Genomic DNA, 16,583 nt, shown 5'->3' on the forward strand with positions numbered 1-16,583 from the left:
CGCCGGGCGGGCGAGGGAAAGCAAGCCCTAAGTTCACCGTCCGCCGACTGACCTTACGGCGCCGCGGAAGGGTCGGGCGAGCCCGAGGGGGTTCAGCCCTCGGCGCTCTCCTCGCCGCTCTCACCGCCCTCGGCGTCGCCGACATCATCGCCGCCGCCCTGGTCGGCCAGGCGCTCGACGGAGACGACGTGCTCGTCCTTGCTGGTGCGGAAGATGGTCACGCCACTGGTGTTGCGGCCGACGATGCGGACCTGGCTGACCGGGGTGCGGATCAGCTGGCCCTGGTCCGTGACCAGCAGGATCTCGTCGAACTCCTCCACCGGGAAGGACGCGGCCAGTCGGCCGCCCTTCTTGGTCAGGTCCTGGGCCAGGAGCCCCTGCCCGCCCCGGCCGGTGCGGCGGAACTCGTAGGCGCTGGTGCGCTTGCCGAAGCCCTCGGTGGAGACGGTGAGGATGAACTCCTCGGCCGCGCCCAGATCGGCGATGCGGTCAGGCGAGAGGGCGGCCTCTTCGCCGGCCTCTTCGTCGTCCTCGGTCGCCACATCCTCGACCTCCTCGCCCTCGCCGGAAATGGCCCGGCGCATGGCGTTGGAGTGCTTCACATAGGCCGCGCGCTCCGCGGGCGAGGCCTCGACGCTGCGCAGGATCGCCATGGAGATCACGCTGTCGCTGTCGGCCAGGCGCACGCCGCGGACGCCCGTGGAGTCGCGGCCGGCGAACACCCGCACCTCTTCGGTGGCGAAGCGTATGCAGCGGCCCAGGGCCGTGGTCAGCAGGATGTCGTTCTGGGTCGCGTTGCAGAGGCCGACGCCGACGATGGAGTCGCCCTCGTCCAGCTTCATGGCGATCTTGCCGTTGCGGTTGATCTGCACGAAGTCGGAGAGCTTGTTGCGCCGGACATTGCCCGAGCGCGTCGCGAACATGACGTCGTACTGATCCCAGGTCGCCTCGTCCTCCGGCAGCGGCAGGATCGAGGTGATGCTTTCGCCCACCTCGATGGGCAGCAGGTTGATGAACGCCTTGCCGCGCGAGGTCGGGGTGCCGACCGGCAGGCGCCAGACCTTCAGCTTGTAGACCTTGCCGCCGGACGAGAAGAACAGCACCGGCGTGTGGGTCGAGGCGGAGAAGACGCGGGTGACGGCGTCCTCATCCTTGGTCGACATGCCCGACCGGCCCTTCCCGCCGCGATGCTGGGTCCGGTAGGTGGTCAGGGGCGTGCGCTTCACATAGCCGCCGTGGGTCACGGTGATGACCATGTCCTCGCGGGCGATCAGGTCCTCGTCCTCGACGTCGGCGTCGCCTTCGACGATCTCGGTGCGGCGCGGTACGGCGAAGGCGGCGCGGACCTCGACCAACTCCTCGCGCACCACGCCCATGATGTTCTCGCGCGAGGACAACAGGGTCAGGTGGCCCTGGATGGTGCCAGCCAGCTCGCGGGCCTCGCCGAAGATCTCATCGCGGCCCAGGCCGGTGAGGCGCGACAGGGTCAGGGCCAGGATGGCGCGGGCCTGTTCGTCGGTCAGCCGGATGAAGGTCTCTTCCACCCGCACGGTGCGCGGGTCGGCGATCAGATCCACCAGGGGCATCATATCGCCAGCCGGCCAGGCCTTGGCGACGATGCGCTCGCGCGCCTCGGCCGGGTCCTTGGACGAGCGGATGATGTGGATGAACTCGTCGATATTGGCGACGGCGATGGCCAGGCCGACCAGCACGTGGCCGCGGTCTCGGGCCTTACCCAGTTCGAACTTGGTGCGGCGGACGACCACTTCCTCGCGGAAATCCACGAAGGCGACAATCATGTCGCGCAGGCCCATCTGCTGCGGACGCCCGCGGTTCAGGGCCAGCATGTTGACGCCGAAAGAGCTCTGCAGCGGCGTGAAGCGGTAAAGCTGGTTCAGCACCACCTCGGCCGAGGCGTCGCGCTTCAGCTCGACGACCACGCGCATGCCCTGGCGGTCGCTCTCGTCGCGCAGGTCGCCGACGCCCTCAATCCGCTTCTCGCGCACCAGCTCGGCGATGCGTTCGACCAGGGCGGCCTTGTTCACCTGATAGGGGATCGCGGTGATGACGATGGCTTCGCGGTCCTTGCGCAGCTCCTCGATGGTCGCCTTGCCGCGCATGATCACTGAGCCGCGGCCGCTCATCAGGGCGTTGCGCGCCGCCGTACGGCCGATGATCTCGCCGCCGGTCGGGAAGTCCGGACCCGGCACGAGATCCAACAGTTCGTCCAGGCCGATCTCGGGATTGTCGACATAGGCCAGGCAGGCGTCGACGACTTCGCCCAGGTTATGCGGCGGAATATTGGTGGCCATGCCGACGGCGATGCCGCCGGCGCCGTTGACCAGCAGGTTCGGGATCCGCGACGGCAGGACCACGGGCTCCTTCTCGGAGCCGTCATAGTTGTCCTTGAAGTCGACCGTGTCCTTGTCGAGGTCCGCCAGGATGGACATGGCCGCCTTCGTCAGGCGGCTTTCGGTGTAGCGCATGGCGGCGGGCGGATCGTTGTCCACCGAGCCGAAATTGCCCTGGCCATCGATCAGCAGCAGGCTCATCGAGAACGGCTGCGCCAGGCGCACCAAGGTGTCGTAGATCGCGAGGTCGCCGTGCGGGTGATACTTACCCATCACGTCACCGACGATGCGCGCCGACTTCACATAGCTGCGGTCGGGCGTGTGACCCTGTTCGTTCATCGAGAACAGGATGCGCCGGTGCACCGGCTTCAGGCCGTCCCGAGCATCCGGCAGCGCACGGCTGACGATCACGCTCATGGCGTAGTCGAGGTACGACTTCTTCAGTTCGTCCTCGATGGCGATAGGGGCGATGCCCCCGCGCCGGCCGTCGTCCGGAGGGGTGTTGTTGTCGTCGCTCAAGGGGAGGATTTGCCGTTAGAATCGGACACGAAATCAGAGTTCGAGTGTTAACATCCGCGTCGGCTCAGGCCAACCTTTCTGAGCCCTTTCCACCGCTTAAATCCCTTTTCCGGAGCCGCCATGAGACCCGCCCCCATAGCCCTCGCGCTCAGCCTCGCCGCCGCCTCCGCGATCGCCGCAGAAAATCCGCCTACGGCGCAGATTCAGCTCAAGAACGCGGCCGGCGCCTCGGTCGGTTCGGCCACCCTGCGCCCCGGTCCGGGCGGCGTCCTGCTGCGGGTCGAGGTCAAGGGGCTCGCGCCCGGCTGGCATGGCCTGCATTTCCATGAGACCGGCGACTGCTCCAAGAGCGATTTCACCTCGGCCGGGGCCCACGTGCACGGCCAGCCGAACAAGGTCCACGGCCTGCTCAACCCCGACTTCAACGAGGCCGGCGACCTGCCGAACCTGTTCGTCGGGGCCGATGGGGTCGGCGCCGCTGAAGTGTTCTCGAGCTTTGTGACGCTGACCGGCGGCAAGGCCGGAGCGCCTGCCCTGGCCGATGCGGACGGCTCAGCCCTGGTCATCCACGCCAATCCAGACGACTATATGAGCCAGCCCATTGGCGGCGCCGGCGCCCGTATCGCCTGCGGGGTCATTTCCGGCCAGTAGGCGAGCCCCCGGCCCTAGATCACCCCGCCCACGGGCCGGGTGATCACATGGCTGTCGAAGCCGGCGATCAGCGGCCGGGCCATGGCGATGGTCGCCTGAACGTGCGGGAGGGCTAGCGAGGCCTTGTGATCGGCCTCGCTGTCCCAGACTTCGGTGATCCAGATCGCATCCGCATCCCTGGCGTCCGCGGCGATCACATAGCTCTTGCAGCCCGGCATCTCGCCGATCTGGGCCGAGAGGATCGCCAGCAGTTCATCTCGCCGCCCTTCGGCGGCGCGCATGCATCCGATCAGACCGAACATCAGAACGGGATTTCGTCGTCCAGGTCCGCCGAGAAGTCCTCGCGCGGGCCAGAGCCGCCGCCGCCGCTGCGGCCGCCGCCGGACGAGAAGCCGCCGCCACCGCCGCCCGAATAGCCGCCGCCGTAGTCGCCGCTGTCGCGATCACCACGACCGCCGCCGTCACTGTCGCCGCGCCCGCCCAGCATGGTCAGTTCGCCGCGGAACTTCTGTAGGACGACCTCGGTGGAGAACTTCTCCTGGCCCGACTGGTCGGTCCATTTGCGGGTCTGCAGCGAGCCCTCGATATACACCGTCGAGCCCTTGCGCAGATACTGCTCGGCCACGCGAACCAGGTTGTCGTTGAAGATCACGACCCGGTGCCACTCGGTCTTTTCCTTGCGCTCGCCCGAGCTCTTGTCGCGCCAGGTTTCCGAGGTCGCGATGCGCAGATTGGCGACGCGATCTCCCGAATTGAGGCTGCGGATTTCGGGGTCGGCGCCCAGATTGCCGACCAGAATGACCTTGTTGACGCTGCCCGCCATGTCGATGTCCTGTGGTTTCCGTAGAATGCGGGCAAATCGCCCTGGCGCACGCTACGCCGGGCGTTCGGCATGGGCAACCACGTTTGTTCCGCCTTTGTTCACTTTTGGCGGTTTCGTCCACAGAACCTTTGAGGCGGCTATTCCTGCGGCATGGCGCCGGGGATGACCAGCCGGCCGTCGCCGCTGCGCACCAGGGCGAGGTAGCGGTGCTCCTCCAGGGAGGGCGCAGTGAAGATCCCCTCGCGCTGCAGGAACAGGAAGTTGCCCTGATAGGCGCCGTAGATCTCGGTCTGGTTGCCGCCCAGCGCCAGGAACTTCATCCGCATGGCTTCAAGGGCCGCGGCGCAGTGCTCCAGGTCCGGCTGGGCCGAGGGCAGCTTGTTGTATTTGAGCGAGCCATCCCGCTGCGGCTGCACATGGTAGCAAACCCCCGCCTCGCCAGGCGGACGGGTCTGCTTCACGCAGGCGGTCAGGGTGAGCAGGGCAGCGGCGGCGAGGGCGATCGGGCGAAGCATGACCGCGACACTACACAGACAGAATGCGGCGCGCGAGGGGCGAGCGCCCTACTCCACCGCCGGCAGGCTGCAACCCGAGCCCTGGTCGACCAGGGTGTGGAAGCTGCGATTGTCGCTGGAGACCTCGACCTTGCCCGGCACCAGCCGCAGGGTCTGCTGCATCCAGCGGCCATAGGTGGCGCCGCCCGGCCGCTCGCAGCGCCCGGCGAACAGGGCCTGGACGCAGCTGTTGAGGGTCTGATCGCCCGGCAGCTTGCGCCAGTCGCCGCCCGCATAGCGCAGGCAGGCTCCGGCGGGAGCGCTGGCCGCCACCGGCGCGGCAGGCGCGACAGGGGCTGTGGGCGCCTGGGCGGGCGTGGGCGCAGGCGTGGATTCGGTCTGGGCGGCGGTGGGCGGCAGCGGGATCAGCACCGTGCCGGCCTGGTCGGCGGCGGCCAGGTTGCCGGCCTCGTCGACCCCGACGTCGAGGGCGCCGGTGGCCACGCCGTTCTTCTTAGCGCACTCAGCGAGGGTGACCTCGCCCACGAACTGACCGGCCACGAAGCAGCGCAGATTGGCCGTGGGATCGAGCTTGCCGTCGTCGCGACCGGTGGTTTCGACCACGAGTCCGCCCTGAGACGCCGGCGGGGCCTCGTTCTTGTCGGGATGAGATTTCGACATCAGCCCCAAGGCGATGCCGAGCCCTGCCAACAGGGCGAGCGCGCCCCCGATCAGGGCGTAGACGATGCGGCGGTCGTTCAGAGCGTCCATCACACTTCGCTAGACTGCGCACGTGACGGTTTCAAGCGCCGCGTCAGCCGCCGCCGGTCAGGCGGTCCAAAGCGGCCTGGTAGTTCGAGATCTGGTTGGTGAGATAGGCGGGGGCCTTTCCGCTGGCCGCCTTGGCCTTCTCGGCGTTCTTCACCGAGGCCGGCGTGGAAAGATCCTTCAGCTCCTTATAGGCGTCGCGGACGACGCCCATGGCGGTGGCCAGCTCGGCCAGGGTGTGGCTGATATCGCTCGCCGTATCGAGCTTGAGGTCCTTGTCCATCTTCAGACCGAAGATCTGGCCGCCGCCATCCGCCGGCACGGTCTTGCCGTCCTTGTTGGTGGTCGTCGAGCGGACCACGCCTTCGGAGACGCCCAGCAGCGACAGGGCGTCCTTGCCCGTCTTGCCGTCGAAGAACTCCAGGGTGGAGCGCGGATTGATGGGGGTGACCTTCAGGCGGCGCGTGCCCTCGACCGTCACGATATCGACCTTCGCCTGGTAGTTACTGGCCCGACGCACCTTGTTGGCCAGGGTCTCCAGGGTCTCATTGGCCTCGATGGTGATGGTCTTGGCCGAGCTCCCCTCCCCGGCCCGCACCTGGAACTGGTCCCCGGCGCGGATGGAGGTCAGGGCGGTGATCTGCTGCGAACCGGTCCCGCTCAAGGTCCCCTGGGGCAGGCCGATGCGATCGAGCACGCTTGCGCCGACCGCGTCGGCGGCGATGGCGGTCGGCGTCGCATAGCCGTCCTTGCCGGTGAACCGCCGCGACCACGCCACCGCCCCGGCGGCGACGTCGATCTGGGCCAGGAACCCGTCCTTCTTGCCAAGGGCGGCCTGGTCCGGAAGGTCGGAGCCCGCCTGGCCCAGCAGGAAGACCTTGCCGTCCGCGACCGCCAGGCCGGTGACCTTGTCGTCGCCGGCTCCACCATAATAGGCGAGGCTGTCCCCGGCGGTCGGGGTGAGGTCAGCGCTGACCTGGGCCACAAAGGCGTCCATCCCGCCGCCCAGGGCACGGGTGATGTCGCCGGCGTCCAGGGCGCCGTTGCGGGTCGAGCCGGCGATGACCACCTGGCCGTCGTCGTTCAGGGCCAGCCCGCTGATGTCTCCGCCCTGCAGGTCGCCGAGATCGCGCACCCCGGTCTCCACCGGCGCGGTCCCCGAGACGTCGAAGCGGTGCAGGACAGCGCGGCCGTTCTCATTGTTGGCCAGGACCAGCGAATCCCCGTCGACCACCAGCCCGCCGGGGCGATCGGCGCCGGACGAGCCCACGGACTGGGTGAACAGGGTCGAGACCTTGCCCTTGGCGTCGGCCTTGAAGCCTTCGATGTAGCTGTCCCAGTCGCCCAGGGCGCTGGTCCCCGGCAAGGCGGACTGCGACCGGCCCGCGACATAGACCTCGCCATCGGCGCCGAAGGCGATGCTGGTGGCCTCGTCGTTCTGGCGCGCGCCCCGGCGCTGGGTCCAGACCTCCTGGCCTTCCTCGTCGAACAGGGTGACGAAGCTGTCGGAACTGGTGGCGAAAGACCCGGTCTCGCCGGAGTTCAACGCGCCCTCGGTGGCGCCGGCCAGCCCGCCGGTGACCTTGCCTGCGACGGCGACTTCGCCATCCGCCGACACCGCCAGCGCCAGGCCGGAGGCGGTGGAGGCCGCGCCAAGCGTGCGGGTGAACATGAGCTTGCCCGCGGAATCGTACTTCATAAGGGCGACGTCCTGCGTCCCCTTGATGTCCTGACCGCTGACCTTGCCGGTCACATCCGCCAGGACATAGACCGAGCCGTCCGGCCCGACCTGGGTGGCGCGCACAGTCCCCACCGTCTTGTCCATGTCCTCGGACCACAGCCGGCCGTCGACCCAGTTGGCCTCGCCCAGCGCCTGTCCGGGGGCGGCGACATCGGTGGTGTCGGTCTGGAACTTCAGCAGCTGGCGGTTGGTGACCCCGTCATTGGTGGTCGACTTGCCGTCCGGATCAGGATTGCCGACGCTTTGCGCCACATAGACCGAGCCAGCGGTCTTGACCGGCTGGAAGGTGACAGTGTCCCCGGAGTCCACCTTGACCTTCAGGGCCCAGCTGTCCGGATTGGTCCCGACCTTCACCGCCTTGCCGTTCACCTGAACGGTGCGGTCGCCGCCCGGCGTGCGTTGGCTCGCCACCCGCGTTGCGACGCCGGCGTCGGCCAGCTTGTCGTTTATGAAGTTGACCACATTGGCCATGTTGCGAGGGGTCGAGCCCATCTCGCTGAGGTCGATGGGGATATCGTGGGTGACCCCGATCCGCTTGACCGAGATATTGAACTGCACATCGCCCTGGAAGGCGTCGACCGGCTGGCTCACGTCCCCCGTGACCAGGGGCGGGGTCACATAGTCCGGCGCCACCTTCGGCACGCCGATCTTCGTCTGGGCCTTGTCGGTGGCCTCGCCCCGGGTGATGCGGATCTGATCGAGCTTGAGGCTCTCGGCATAGGTCGTGACCTCGGCCAGCCCCTTGGCGAACACCGACTTGATCCGATCCTTGTCGATCGAGGTCAGGCCCTTGCCGCTGATCTGGTTGGCGACGCCATTGAGCGTATCGAGGCTCTGATAAAGGGCGAAGAGCTTGCGGTAGTCGTCGCTGGCGCCGGCCAGGTCCAGCTTGGCGGCGTTCTCGTCCACCAGCTTGCGGCCGAGCATCGCGTTCTTCACCGCAGCCGACATCAGGCTGGTGTCGTTGGACAGCGTCTTGGTCCCGGACGGGGTCCAGGGGGCGGTCGGCGCGTACTTCGTGGGGGTCGTGGTCGAGGCGCCGGACGAGCTCGTCCCAACGCCTGACCGGGCGTTGTAGTAGGCCGTAAGGATGCTCGCGTCGAAGCTCACGGTCATGGCGCACAAAAGACGGGCTTGGCCCCGTCCCTCCCACATGCGCCCAGACCGGCTGACGCCGAGTTAAGCCACATGCTTAAGAAGCCCCCGACCCGACGTCGGCGACCCCGAATTACTTGAACAGCGACAGGATGATCTGCGGCGCCTGGTTGGCGATCGACAGGGCCTGGGTGCCCAGTTGCTGCTGGACCTGAAGGGCTTGCAGACGGGCGCTTTCCTTGGCCACGTCCGCGTCCACCAGGTTGCCGATCCCGGCCTGCAGCACGTCGGTCAGCTTGCCCACGAACTTGTTGTGGCCTTCGATCTGCTTGGCCTGGGCGCCGAGATTCCCCAGCGCCTGGTTCACATTGCTGATCGAGGTGTTGAGATCGGTCAGCGCCTGGGCCGCCAGGGTCACCGTGGTGATCGACGAGGTACTGGGGATGGTGATGATCGCGCCGCCCAGGCTCATGTCCTGGCCGGTCAACGTGATGTAGGAGTTGGCGTCCGCGTTGGCGAGGAAGCGCAGCGAGGTGGTGGTGCCGTCAAGGATGTCCGCGCCGTCGAAGGAGGCGTTCTGGATCACCTGGCTGATCTGGCGCAGGATCGCCTTGAAGTCCGCGTCGAGCGCGGAGCGCGACTGAGCGTCGAGGGACCCGTCCTGGGCCGAGACCACCTTCTCCTTCAACTGCACCAGCAGGTCGGAGACGTTCTCACCGGCCGCCATCGACACTTCGGAGATCGACTGGGCGCGGTCGAGCGACATCTTAACGGCGGACAGCGCGCCGATGTCGGATCGCTGGCCCTGGGCGATGGCCCAGACCGAGGCGTTGTCCTTGGCGTTTGCGATCGCCAGCCCGGTGTTGATCCGGTTCTGGACGCCCTCAAGCTCGTCGTTGGTCTTGTTAAGGTTCTGGAGCGCGACCAGCGCGGACTTGTTGGTGTGGACGCTGATCGTCATAGGTGCCTCCTTGTGGCGCCAGGCCCCTATTCGCCAGCGATACGACTCGCCGGGGGACTGGTTTCCTGGGAGGGACGCTATGGAATCATGGTGTCCAGAAGGTTAACGCACATAGGCGCGCGGCCGCCCGCCGGTTAACCGGGGCGGCGAAACAGTCAGCTTCCGACGGCGCAGCCCGTCAGGTCAGGCCCGGGTTTTGATGACGTCCCCGGCTTCGTAGTCGGCCTCTTCCCGCAGCTTCAGAACCTCTTCGCGAGGGTACTGAGCCACCACGTCCCCGGTCCGCCGATCGACGGTCATGTAGACGTAGGAACCGCCCTTTTCTTCGATCACCAGTCTCAGATCCGCCTGGTCCGAACCCACGTCCGTCGTCTTGGACATCTGGGCGCCATTGTCCGGGACCGTCGTAGCCGACGGCGGGGCGATGGTCGGATCGGGCGTGGCTGAGAGGCTTGCCACCTTGTTCTGCATGTCTCCATTCGCCGCGGGCCCTCTACCCGGGCGTCCTCTGTTGGACCGCGAGCGACGGAGAAGACCTCTCCGTCGGCCACGGCGGGCCCCGGACGCGTTCCGCGCCCGAGACCCATGGCTTCCTTAACGGAAGAGGCTGAGCAGGCCGGACGACGAGCTGTTGGCGATGGACAGCGCCTGCACGCCCAGCTGCTGCTTGGTCTGCAGCGAGGTGAGGCGAGCGCTTTCCTTGGCCAGGTCGGCGTCGACCAGGTTACCGACACCGGCGTCGATCGAGTCTTGCAGCTTGCCCACGAAGGTCAGGTGCGAGTTCAGCGACTTCGCGCCAGTGCCCAGCTTGGACAGGGCGGTCGAGACGTTGCCGATCGAGGTGGCGACGGTGGCGATCATGTTTTGAGCCAGGGTCTGGGTGCCGATGGAGTCGGTCGCCGCGACGGTGACGTTGGCGCCGCCAAGCGACAGATCCTGGGCGCCGACGGTCAGCTTGGAGGAGCCGTCCGCGTCAGCCAGGGCCGCGATGGTCGCGCCACCGCTCTTGATCATGTTGATGCCGTTGAAGGTCGCGTTGGTCACGGCCTTGCCGATCTGGTCACGAAGCGACTTGAAGTCTTCGTTCAGAGCGGTGCGCGAGGCGCTGTCCAGCGAGGAGTCCGAGGCGGCGAGCGCCTTTTCCTTCATCTGCAGCAGCAGGTCGGAAACGCTTTCGCCACCGGCGACGGCGACGTCCACGGTCGACTGCGAGCGTTGCAGCGAGTCCTTGACGGCGTTCAGGGAGCCGGAGGTCGAACGCTGGTTCTGAGCGATAGCCCAGATCGCGCCATTGTCCTTGGCCGAGGCCACCTTCTTGCCGGTGTTGATGCGGTTTTGAACCGTCATCAGGTCGGCGTTGGTGGAGTTCAGGTTCTGCAGGGCGATCATCGCCCCAACGTTGGTGTTGACGCTATTCGGCATCGTTGTGTCCTTGTTCTCAAGTCACAGCCGCCATTTTGGCAGCCAGAGGCGTTTTGCCTCGCACACGGCGCTGCAAGTTCCGGACCACCGCAGCGCCAGATGATCGCGCCGACAAGTTACTGTTTTTATTGATATCTCTCAGCCACAATCCGGGCGCTAGGCAGATTTGACCGCCCCCGCCTCAAGCCATTCGGCAAGTTTTGCCGGGCAATTCCTGCAAGTCGCGGCGGCGGAGACTTGCAGACATGACAAAGCCCGCCGGAAGGCGGGCCCTCGGCGGTTCGAAAAAGGCTCGCCGGGCGGTCCCCCGAAGGGGCGCCGCCCGGCGCTGCGATTATCCCCGGAACAGAGACATGATGGCCTGTGGCGCTTGGTTGGCGATGGTCAGCGCCTGGACCCCCAGCTGCTGCTTCGTCTGCAGCGCCGTGAGCTTCGCGCTTTCCTTGGCCAGGTCAGCATCCACAAGGTTGCCCACGCCCGCATCAACAGCATCTTGCAGCTTGTTGACGAAAGCGAGGTGCGACGTCACCGCCTTGGACCCCGTCCCCAGCTTGGACAGGGACGTGGAAACATTGGCGATCGAGGCCGTCACAGCAGCCATCACTGTGCCCGCCAGCGTCTGCGTGCCGATGGAGTCTGTCGCCGTCACCGTCACATTCGCGCCGCCCAGGGCCAGGTCTTGCGCCTGGACGGTGAGCTTCGATGTGCCGTCCGCGTCCGCGAGGGCCGCGATAGAGGTGGCTGAGGCTCCGTTCAACATGTTGACGCCGTTGAACGTGGCGTTCTGGACGGCCTTGCCCACCTGATCTCTCAGCGCCTTGAAGTCTTCGTTCAGGGCGTTGCGAGAGGCGGAATCGAGGCTGGTGTCCGAGGACGCCAGGGCTTTCTCCTTCATCTGGAGCAATAGGTCAGACACGGTCTCACCGGCCGCGATGGCCACGTCAATCGTTGACTGGCTGCGTTGCAGCGAGTCTCGAACTGCGTTCAGCGATCCAGACGTCGCGCGCTGGTTCTGGGCGATAGCCCAAATAGCGCCGTTGTCCTTTGCGCTGGACACCTTCTTGCCGGTGTTGATCCGCGTTTGCGCCATCGCGAGTTCCGAGTTGGTCGCATTGAGGTTCTGGAGCGCAATCATAGCGCCCACGTTGGTGTTCACCGAGTTGTACGGCATTGGGTGTCCTTCCATTCTGGTCGGGAGTTGTCCGGGCTTTTGCCGGCGGGCGATTTTTCGCCCAGACACCACATGGCAAGCGGCGGGCCAGAAATGGCACCGCCGTTCACTTTTTATCTGATTGTTTTTATTGATGTTTTATCTGCACCGGAATCCGCGCCGGTAACCATGTCCGGGACAGATTGCCGGGCGGCATTAACTGCCGCTTGAGCGCCGCAGACGCTGGGGGATTCGCCATTTCAGGCAAGGCCGCCAATGCAGGCTCCCGGACGCGAAACGGCCCACCGTCGTTTCCGAGGGCGGGCCGGTCGTGACGTCAGTCTGCTGCGCTGGGTCAGGCCGCCTCGGCCGCGCCCCCGCTCAGGCCCTGCATGATCATGCGGTTGATCTCGATGAGATCCTGGATGTCTTCCTGTCCACGGATCACCAGGCTGGTGTGCTTGCCGACCCAGATGGCGAGCGAGATGATCGAGGCGCGCAGGCCCTCGTCCAGGCCGTTGCCCTCATCGCCGCAATCCACCGCAAGCGCCGACCACAGACGACGGTTCCAGTCGAGCGCTTCCATGCGCCCGGCCAGGTCGGTCGGGTCGAGCTTGGCGGCTTCCATCAGGGCCCGCGTAACCTGCCCGAACAGGCGGTACTCGGTCTCCCTGGGACTCTCCGCCCTAGCCGCGGTCTGCTGGTACGCCCGAAGCGACATTCCCCAACCTCTGGTCTTCGTAGTCGATAAGCTTCCGGCAAAGCATCAGCGCCTTGTAGTATTCACGGCTCATGCAGTGCTTGGAGATGGCCACGCATTCGGCGAGGACCTCCGGGTTTCGGATCACCCCCATGAACTCGCTCATCCGCTGAACGAACTCATCGTAGTAACGAAGCGCACCCCCCTCATCGAGGTACATCATCATCACCGGGAAATAGATTCTGCGGGCCGGCGTCGTCGCGTCTTCGGCCTGCATGATGTCCTTCTCACGCAGGACGGAGGCCTTGTTCTGAAGAATCAGGACGCCACGACGGTCGCCGTTCTGAACGACAGCTCCGTTCAACACGAACTTCTCGCCCGGCTTCAGCGACAACTTCAGCGGCAAGATCCGGTTCCTCATCGTGAGGCGCCCGCGGGCGCGTGTTGCTGGACTTGGTCCTCCGGCCGCAGGCGTCGCCGCCTGTTCCGGACCTCCAATGCATAAATGTGAGGAGGTTAATGACGCCTTGCAGCGCGCGGTCCCCTCGCCCGTTCCCAACCCTGGCGGGCGCCCACGGTTAGCCCGCCATTAACCATGTCGGCGACTATCTCGGGCGCGCCTACGCACGTCCACGCACGAGAATCATAATGTCGCGGCCTTCAAATCCCAGCGCGACCTCCGTCCTGGCCCTGGATACGGGGGCTGCGGCCACGCCGGCGCGGCTGGCGGCGGGCGCCATTGGCGATTCAGCATCCAGCGCGGCCCTGGCGCGACTGAACGCCGCAGTCTCGGAACTTAAGGCCCTCTCGATCCAGCCCCTGCTGCAGGGCGCGGTCAATGCGCTCAACGCCGGCAAGCCCGACGAGGGCGCCGCCCTGGCCATGAAGGCCCTGGAGCTGGACGAGCGCAGCGGGTTCGGCTGGTACATGCTGGCCCTGGCCCGCGAGATGAGCGGCGACTTCGCAAGCTCGATCACCTGCTACGAGGCCGCCCTCAAGCTCATGCCCGACCACGCCGAGGTGGCCAACAACCTCGGCCGCCTGGCCTTCCGCCTGGGCCACACCGAAGTGGCCGAGAAGCTGTTTCGCGCCTTCCTCAAGCGCTTCCCCAATCACCACGAGGGGGCCAACAACCTGGCCTGCGCCCTGCGCGCCCAGATGCGGTTCGACGAGGCGGTCGAGGTGCTGCGCGCGGCGATCCTGGAAGATCCCAGCCACGCCGTGGTCTGGAACACCCTGGGCACGGTCATGGCCGAACAGGGCGACAGCGAGAACGCCGCCATCTTCTTCGACGAGGCCCTGCGCCTGGATCCTGAATTCGCCAAGGCGCACTACAATCGTGGCAATATGAGCCTGGCGCTCGGCGATCCGGCCCATGCGCTGGAATGCTGCGAAACTGCCCTGACCAAAAAGATCACCGAGGACGAGCGCCAGATGATGCTGCTCGCCCGGTCGACCATCAAGATCAACCTGGGCCGGGTCGGCGAAGGCTGGGACGACTATGAGGCCCGCCTCAGCCCGCATTTCGCCGACGTCACGGTGTTTTCCGTCAACCGCCCGCGCTGGGCGCCCGGCGACGACCTGGCCGGCAAGTCGCTGCTGGTGATCGGCGAACAGGGCCTGGGCGACGAGATCCTGTTTGCGAACGTGCTGCCCGACATCCAAGAGGCCCTCGGCCCGAACGGTCGCCTGACCCTGGCGGTCGAGGCCCGCCTCGTTCCCCTGTTCCAGCGCGCCTTCCCGACGGCGGAGGTGGGCGCGCACCGGACCTTGAAGATCGACGGCCGAAGCCATCGCTTCGTCCCCTTCCTTGACGGACGGATGGAGGAGATCGACCTCTTCACCCCGATCGCTTCCCTGCTGCGCCAGTATCGCCGTTCGCCAGAGGCCTTCCCCGACCGCGTCGGCTTCCTGACCCCCGACCCCGCCCGGGTCGCCCACTGGAAGATCCAGCTCGAGGCCGCCCCCTCTGGCCTCAAGGTGGGCCTGCTGTGGAAGAGCAACATCATCAATGGCGGCCGCCACCGGTTCTTCTCGCCGTTCGAACAGTGGGCCCCGGTGCTGCGCGCCCCGGGCGCGACCATGGTCAACCTGCAGTACGGAGACTGCGCCGCCGAACTGGAACAGGCGCGGCGCGACTTCGGCGTGGAGATCTGGAACCCGCCCGGGATCGACCTGAAGCAGGACCTGGACGACGTGGCGGCCCTGTGCGGGGCCCTGGACCTGGTGATCGGCTTCTCCAACGCCACCTTGAACATCGCCGCCGCCTGCGGCGCGCCCACCTGGCTGATCACCGCGCCGGCCGCCTGGACCCGCCTGGGGACCGACCGCTATCCCTGGTACCCGCAGGTGCGCAGCTTCGTCCCGCCCGCCTTTGGGGACTGGGCGCCGGTGATGGCCGAGGTCGCCGACGAGCTGGCCAAGCTCACCTGAGGGGCGAAGCTGACGCAACGGAACCGGCGAAGGACATCCCCTCGCCTGCTCAAGCCGCTTGAATGTCGCGCTTGTCGCTTTAGTCTGCGCCTAGTTTGAAACAATTGTTCGAGCGGCAGCGAGCACGCTCGCCCCGCCCAGGAGCCCATATGAGCCAGCGTTTTGAAGGCACCGACAATTACGTCGCCACCGAGGATCTGAAGGTTGCGGTCAACGCCGCCATGGCCCTGGAGCGGCCCCTGCTGATCAAGGGGGAGCCGGGCACCGGCAAGACCGTGCTGGCCTATGAAGTGGCCAAGGCCCTCAACGCCGAGCTGATCACCTGGCACATCAAGTCGACCACCAAGGCCCACCAGGGCCTCTATGAATACGACGCCGTGACCCGCCTGCGCGACAGCCAGCTGGGCGACGAGCGCGTGAAGGACGTCAAGAACTACATCAAGAAGGGCAAGCTCTGGGAGGCGTTCACCGCCGACAAGCGCCCCGTCCTGCTGATCGACGAGATCGACAAGGCCGACATCGAGTTCCCGAACGACCTCCTGCAGGAGCTCGATCGGATGGAGTTCTACGTCTACGAGACCAATGAGACCATCAAGGCCGTGGTCCGCCCGGTGGTGATCATCACCTCGAACAACGAAAAGGAACTGCCGGACGCCTTCCTGCGCCGCTGCTTCTTCCACTACATCCGCTTCCCGGAAGCCGAGACGATGAACGAGATCGTCGAGGTCCACTATCCGGGGATCAAGCAGAAGCTGGTCTCCGAGGCCCTGCGCATCTTCTACGATATGCGCAAGGTCCCCGGCCTGAAGAAGAAGCCCTCGACCTCGGAGCTGCTCGACTGGCTGAAGCTGCTGATGGTTGAAGACATCACCGCTGAAGCCCTGGCGGAAAAGGATCCGACCAAGCTGATCCCACCGCTGCACGGCGCCCTGCTGAAGAACGAACAGGACGTGCACCTGTTCGAGCGTCTGGCCTTCCTGGCCCGTCGCGAAGGCGCGCCGCGCCCCGGCCAATAGGCCCCTTTCAAGCTTCCGCCGGCGCAGGGCGCCGGCGGGGCTTACCGCGAATTCACTCGACCTTTTGGCCTGGCTTGCTCACCGTTCTCCTCGAACGGATGGGAGACCTTTGTCCATGAGAATACTGGCGCCGCTCGCCGCCTCCGCCCTCGCCCTCTCGATGGGCGCGTGCACCGCCTCGCCGAACACGGCGATCGCCACGGGCCGGCTGGACTGCCCCGTCACCTCTGGCGACCTGACGCGGGTCAGCGATGCGCCGGACGGCAAGAGCTGCGTCTACAAAGAGAAGGACGGGGCCGAGGTCACGCTGAAGCTGGTCAACCTGCAGGGCGGGCTCGATGCGACCCTCAACGGACTTGAGGCCGAGTTGATGAAGGCCGCCGCGACTCCGCAGGCGGCGGCCACCACCGCCCCCGACCAGCCCCCCGCGCCGCCTGCCCCGCCCGCGCCCGGCGCCAC

At 66.5% G+C, this 16,583-nt stretch carries 15 protein-coding genes and 1 pseudogene; 4 read left to right on the top strand and 12 right to left on the bottom strand.

All coding sequences use genetic code 11. The annotated features are described in order from the left end of the window. Positions 1-92: 92 nt before the first annotated feature. Entirely contained in the window at positions 93-2,870 is a 2,778-nt protein-coding gene (gene gyrA, locus ACFQ27_RS07495; RefSeq protein WP_377353157.1) for a DNA gyrase subunit A, read from the bottom strand. A 120-nt stretch (positions 2,871-2,990) separates the two neighbouring features. On the opposite strand from gyrA, the gene ACFQ27_RS07500 reads away from it, so the two are divergent. Further along, complete coding sequence (locus ACFQ27_RS07500) at positions 2,991-3,521, top strand: superoxide dismutase family protein (RefSeq protein ID WP_377353158.1); 531 nt, start codon at positions 2,991-2,993, stop codon at positions 3,519-3,521. Positions 3,522-3,535: 14 nt separating this feature from the next. Here ACFQ27_RS07500 and ACFQ27_RS07505 read toward each other — a convergent pair whose 3' ends face one another. The 11 genes from ACFQ27_RS07505 to flbT form a co-directional block, all read right to left on the bottom strand. Continuing rightward, entirely contained in the window at positions 3,536-3,823 is a 288-nt protein-coding gene (locus ACFQ27_RS07505) for a putative quinol monooxygenase (RefSeq protein WP_374346463.1), read from the bottom strand. Beyond that, positions 3,823-4,344 (bottom strand): single-stranded DNA-binding protein, encoded by a 522-nt coding sequence (gene ssb, locus ACFQ27_RS07510; RefSeq protein ID WP_374346462.1) that lies wholly within the window; start codon positions 4,342-4,344, stop codon positions 3,823-3,825. Before ssb ends, ACFQ27_RS07505 begins: the two co-directional genes overlap by 1 nt. 137 nt (positions 4,345-4,481) lie before the next feature. Further along, positions 4,482-4,859: a hypothetical protein gene (locus tag ACFQ27_RS07515; protein ID WP_377353160.1), complete on the bottom strand. Its 378-nt coding sequence runs from the start codon at positions 4,857-4,859 to the stop codon at positions 4,482-4,484. Between the two features lie 48 nt (positions 4,860-4,907). Next, the gene (locus tag ACFQ27_RS07520) at positions 4,908-5,609 is read right to left on the bottom strand and encodes a hypothetical protein (RefSeq protein WP_374346460.1); all 702 of its coding nucleotides are present in this window, start codon (positions 5,607-5,609) and stop codon (positions 4,908-4,910) included. A gap of 43 nt (positions 5,610-5,652) precedes the next feature. Next, positions 5,653-8,457 carry a hypothetical protein gene (locus tag ACFQ27_RS07525; protein ID WP_377353161.1) on the bottom strand — a complete coding sequence of 935 codons (2,805 nt, stop codon included), beginning with the start codon at positions 8,455-8,457 and terminating at the stop codon, positions 5,653-5,655. A gap of 118 nt (positions 8,458-8,575) precedes the next feature. After that, complete coding sequence (locus ACFQ27_RS07530; RefSeq protein WP_374346458.1) at positions 8,576-9,403, bottom strand: flagellin; 828 nt, start codon at positions 9,401-9,403, stop codon at positions 8,576-8,578. Positions 9,404-9,586: 183 nt separating this feature from the next. Further along, entirely contained in the window at positions 9,587-9,874 is a 288-nt protein-coding gene (locus tag ACFQ27_RS07535) for a hypothetical protein (RefSeq protein ID WP_377353162.1), read from the bottom strand. A gap of 123 nt (positions 9,875-9,997) precedes the next feature. Continuing rightward, the gene (locus ACFQ27_RS07540; RefSeq protein WP_377353163.1) at positions 9,998-10,825 is read right to left on the bottom strand and encodes a flagellin N-terminal helical domain-containing protein; all 828 of its coding nucleotides are present in this window, start codon (positions 10,823-10,825) and stop codon (positions 9,998-10,000) included. Positions 10,826-11,159: 334 nt separating this feature from the next. Beyond that, positions 11,160-11,996, bottom strand: coding sequence for a flagellin (locus ACFQ27_RS07545; RefSeq protein ID WP_374346455.1), 837 nt, complete (start codon positions 11,994-11,996; stop codon positions 11,160-11,162). A 334-nt stretch (positions 11,997-12,330) separates the two neighbouring features. Beyond that, positions 12,331-12,696 carry a flagellar biosynthesis regulator FlaF gene (gene flaF, locus ACFQ27_RS07550; RefSeq protein WP_374346454.1) on the bottom strand — a complete coding sequence of 122 codons (366 nt, stop codon included), beginning with the start codon at positions 12,694-12,696 and terminating at the stop codon, positions 12,331-12,333. Beyond that, positions 12,662-13,081 carry a flagellar biosynthesis repressor FlbT gene (flbT, locus tag ACFQ27_RS07555; protein ID WP_374346453.1) on the bottom strand — a complete coding sequence of 140 codons (420 nt, stop codon included), beginning with the start codon at positions 13,079-13,081 and terminating at the stop codon, positions 12,662-12,664. The genes flaF and flbT overlap by 35 nt, the downstream gene beginning before the upstream one ends. Positions 13,082-13,323: 242 nt before the next feature. On the opposite strand from flbT, the gene ACFQ27_RS07560 reads away from it, so the two are divergent. From ACFQ27_RS07560 to ACFQ27_RS07570, 3 genes and pseudogenes are all read left to right on the top strand, one after another. After that, entirely contained in the window at positions 13,324-15,108 is a 1,785-nt protein-coding gene (locus ACFQ27_RS07560) for a tetratricopeptide repeat protein (protein WP_377353164.1), read from the top strand. 149 nt (positions 15,109-15,257) lie between these two features. Then, on the top strand, positions 15,258-16,124 hold the full coding sequence (locus tag ACFQ27_RS07565; protein ID WP_374346451.1) for an AAA family ATPase: 867 nt from the start codon (positions 15,258-15,260) through the stop codon (positions 16,122-16,124). A gap of 115 nt (positions 16,125-16,239) precedes the next feature. Beyond that, positions 16,240-16,583 (top strand): annotated as a pseudogene (locus tag ACFQ27_RS07570) (hypothetical protein); the annotation flags it as partial.

This window comes from Phenylobacterium conjunctum, from assembly GCF_042679085.1.
Classification (GTDB): domain Bacteria; phylum Pseudomonadota; class Alphaproteobacteria; order Caulobacterales; family Caulobacteraceae; genus Phenylobacterium; species Phenylobacterium conjunctum.

Coding starts and splice junctions, on each gene's coding strand:
- ACFQ27_RS07500 (WP_377353158.1), top strand. CDS start 2,991: ATGAGACCCGCCCCCATAGCCCTCGCGCTCAGCCTCGCCGCCGCCTCC.
- ACFQ27_RS07505 (WP_374346463.1), bottom strand. CDS start 3,823: ATGTTCGGTCTGATCGGATGCATGCGCGCCGCCGAAGGGCGGCGAGAT.
- ssb (WP_374346462.1), bottom strand. CDS start 4,344: ATGGCGGGCAGCGTCAACAAGGTCATTCTGGTCGGCAATCTGGGCGCC.
- ACFQ27_RS07515 (WP_377353160.1), bottom strand. CDS start 4,859: ATGCTTCGCCCGATCGCCCTCGCCGCCGCTGCCCTGCTCACCCTGACC.
- ACFQ27_RS07520 (WP_374346460.1), bottom strand. CDS start 5,609: ATGGACGCTCTGAACGACCGCCGCATCGTCTACGCCCTGATCGGGGGC.
- ACFQ27_RS07530 (WP_374346458.1), bottom strand. CDS start 9,403: ATGACGATCAGCGTCCACACCAACAAGTCCGCGCTGGTCGCGCTCCAG.
- ACFQ27_RS07535 (WP_377353162.1), bottom strand. CDS start 9,874: ATGCAGAACAAGGTGGCAAGCCTCTCAGCCACGCCCGATCCGACCATC.
- ACFQ27_RS07540 (WP_377353163.1), bottom strand. CDS start 10,825: ATGCCGAATAGCGTCAACACCAACGTTGGGGCGATGATCGCCCTGCAG.
- ACFQ27_RS07545 (WP_374346455.1), bottom strand. CDS start 11,996: ATGCCGTACAACTCGGTGAACACCAACGTGGGCGCTATGATTGCGCTC.
- flaF (WP_374346454.1), bottom strand. CDS start 12,696: ATGTCGCTTCGGGCGTACCAGCAGACCGCGGCTAGGGCGGAGAGTCCC.
- ACFQ27_RS07560 (WP_377353164.1), top strand. CDS start 13,324: ATGTCGCGGCCTTCAAATCCCAGCGCGACCTCCGTCCTGGCCCTGGAT.
- ACFQ27_RS07565 (WP_374346451.1), top strand. CDS start 15,258: ATGAGCCAGCGTTTTGAAGGCACCGACAATTACGTCGCCACCGAGGAT.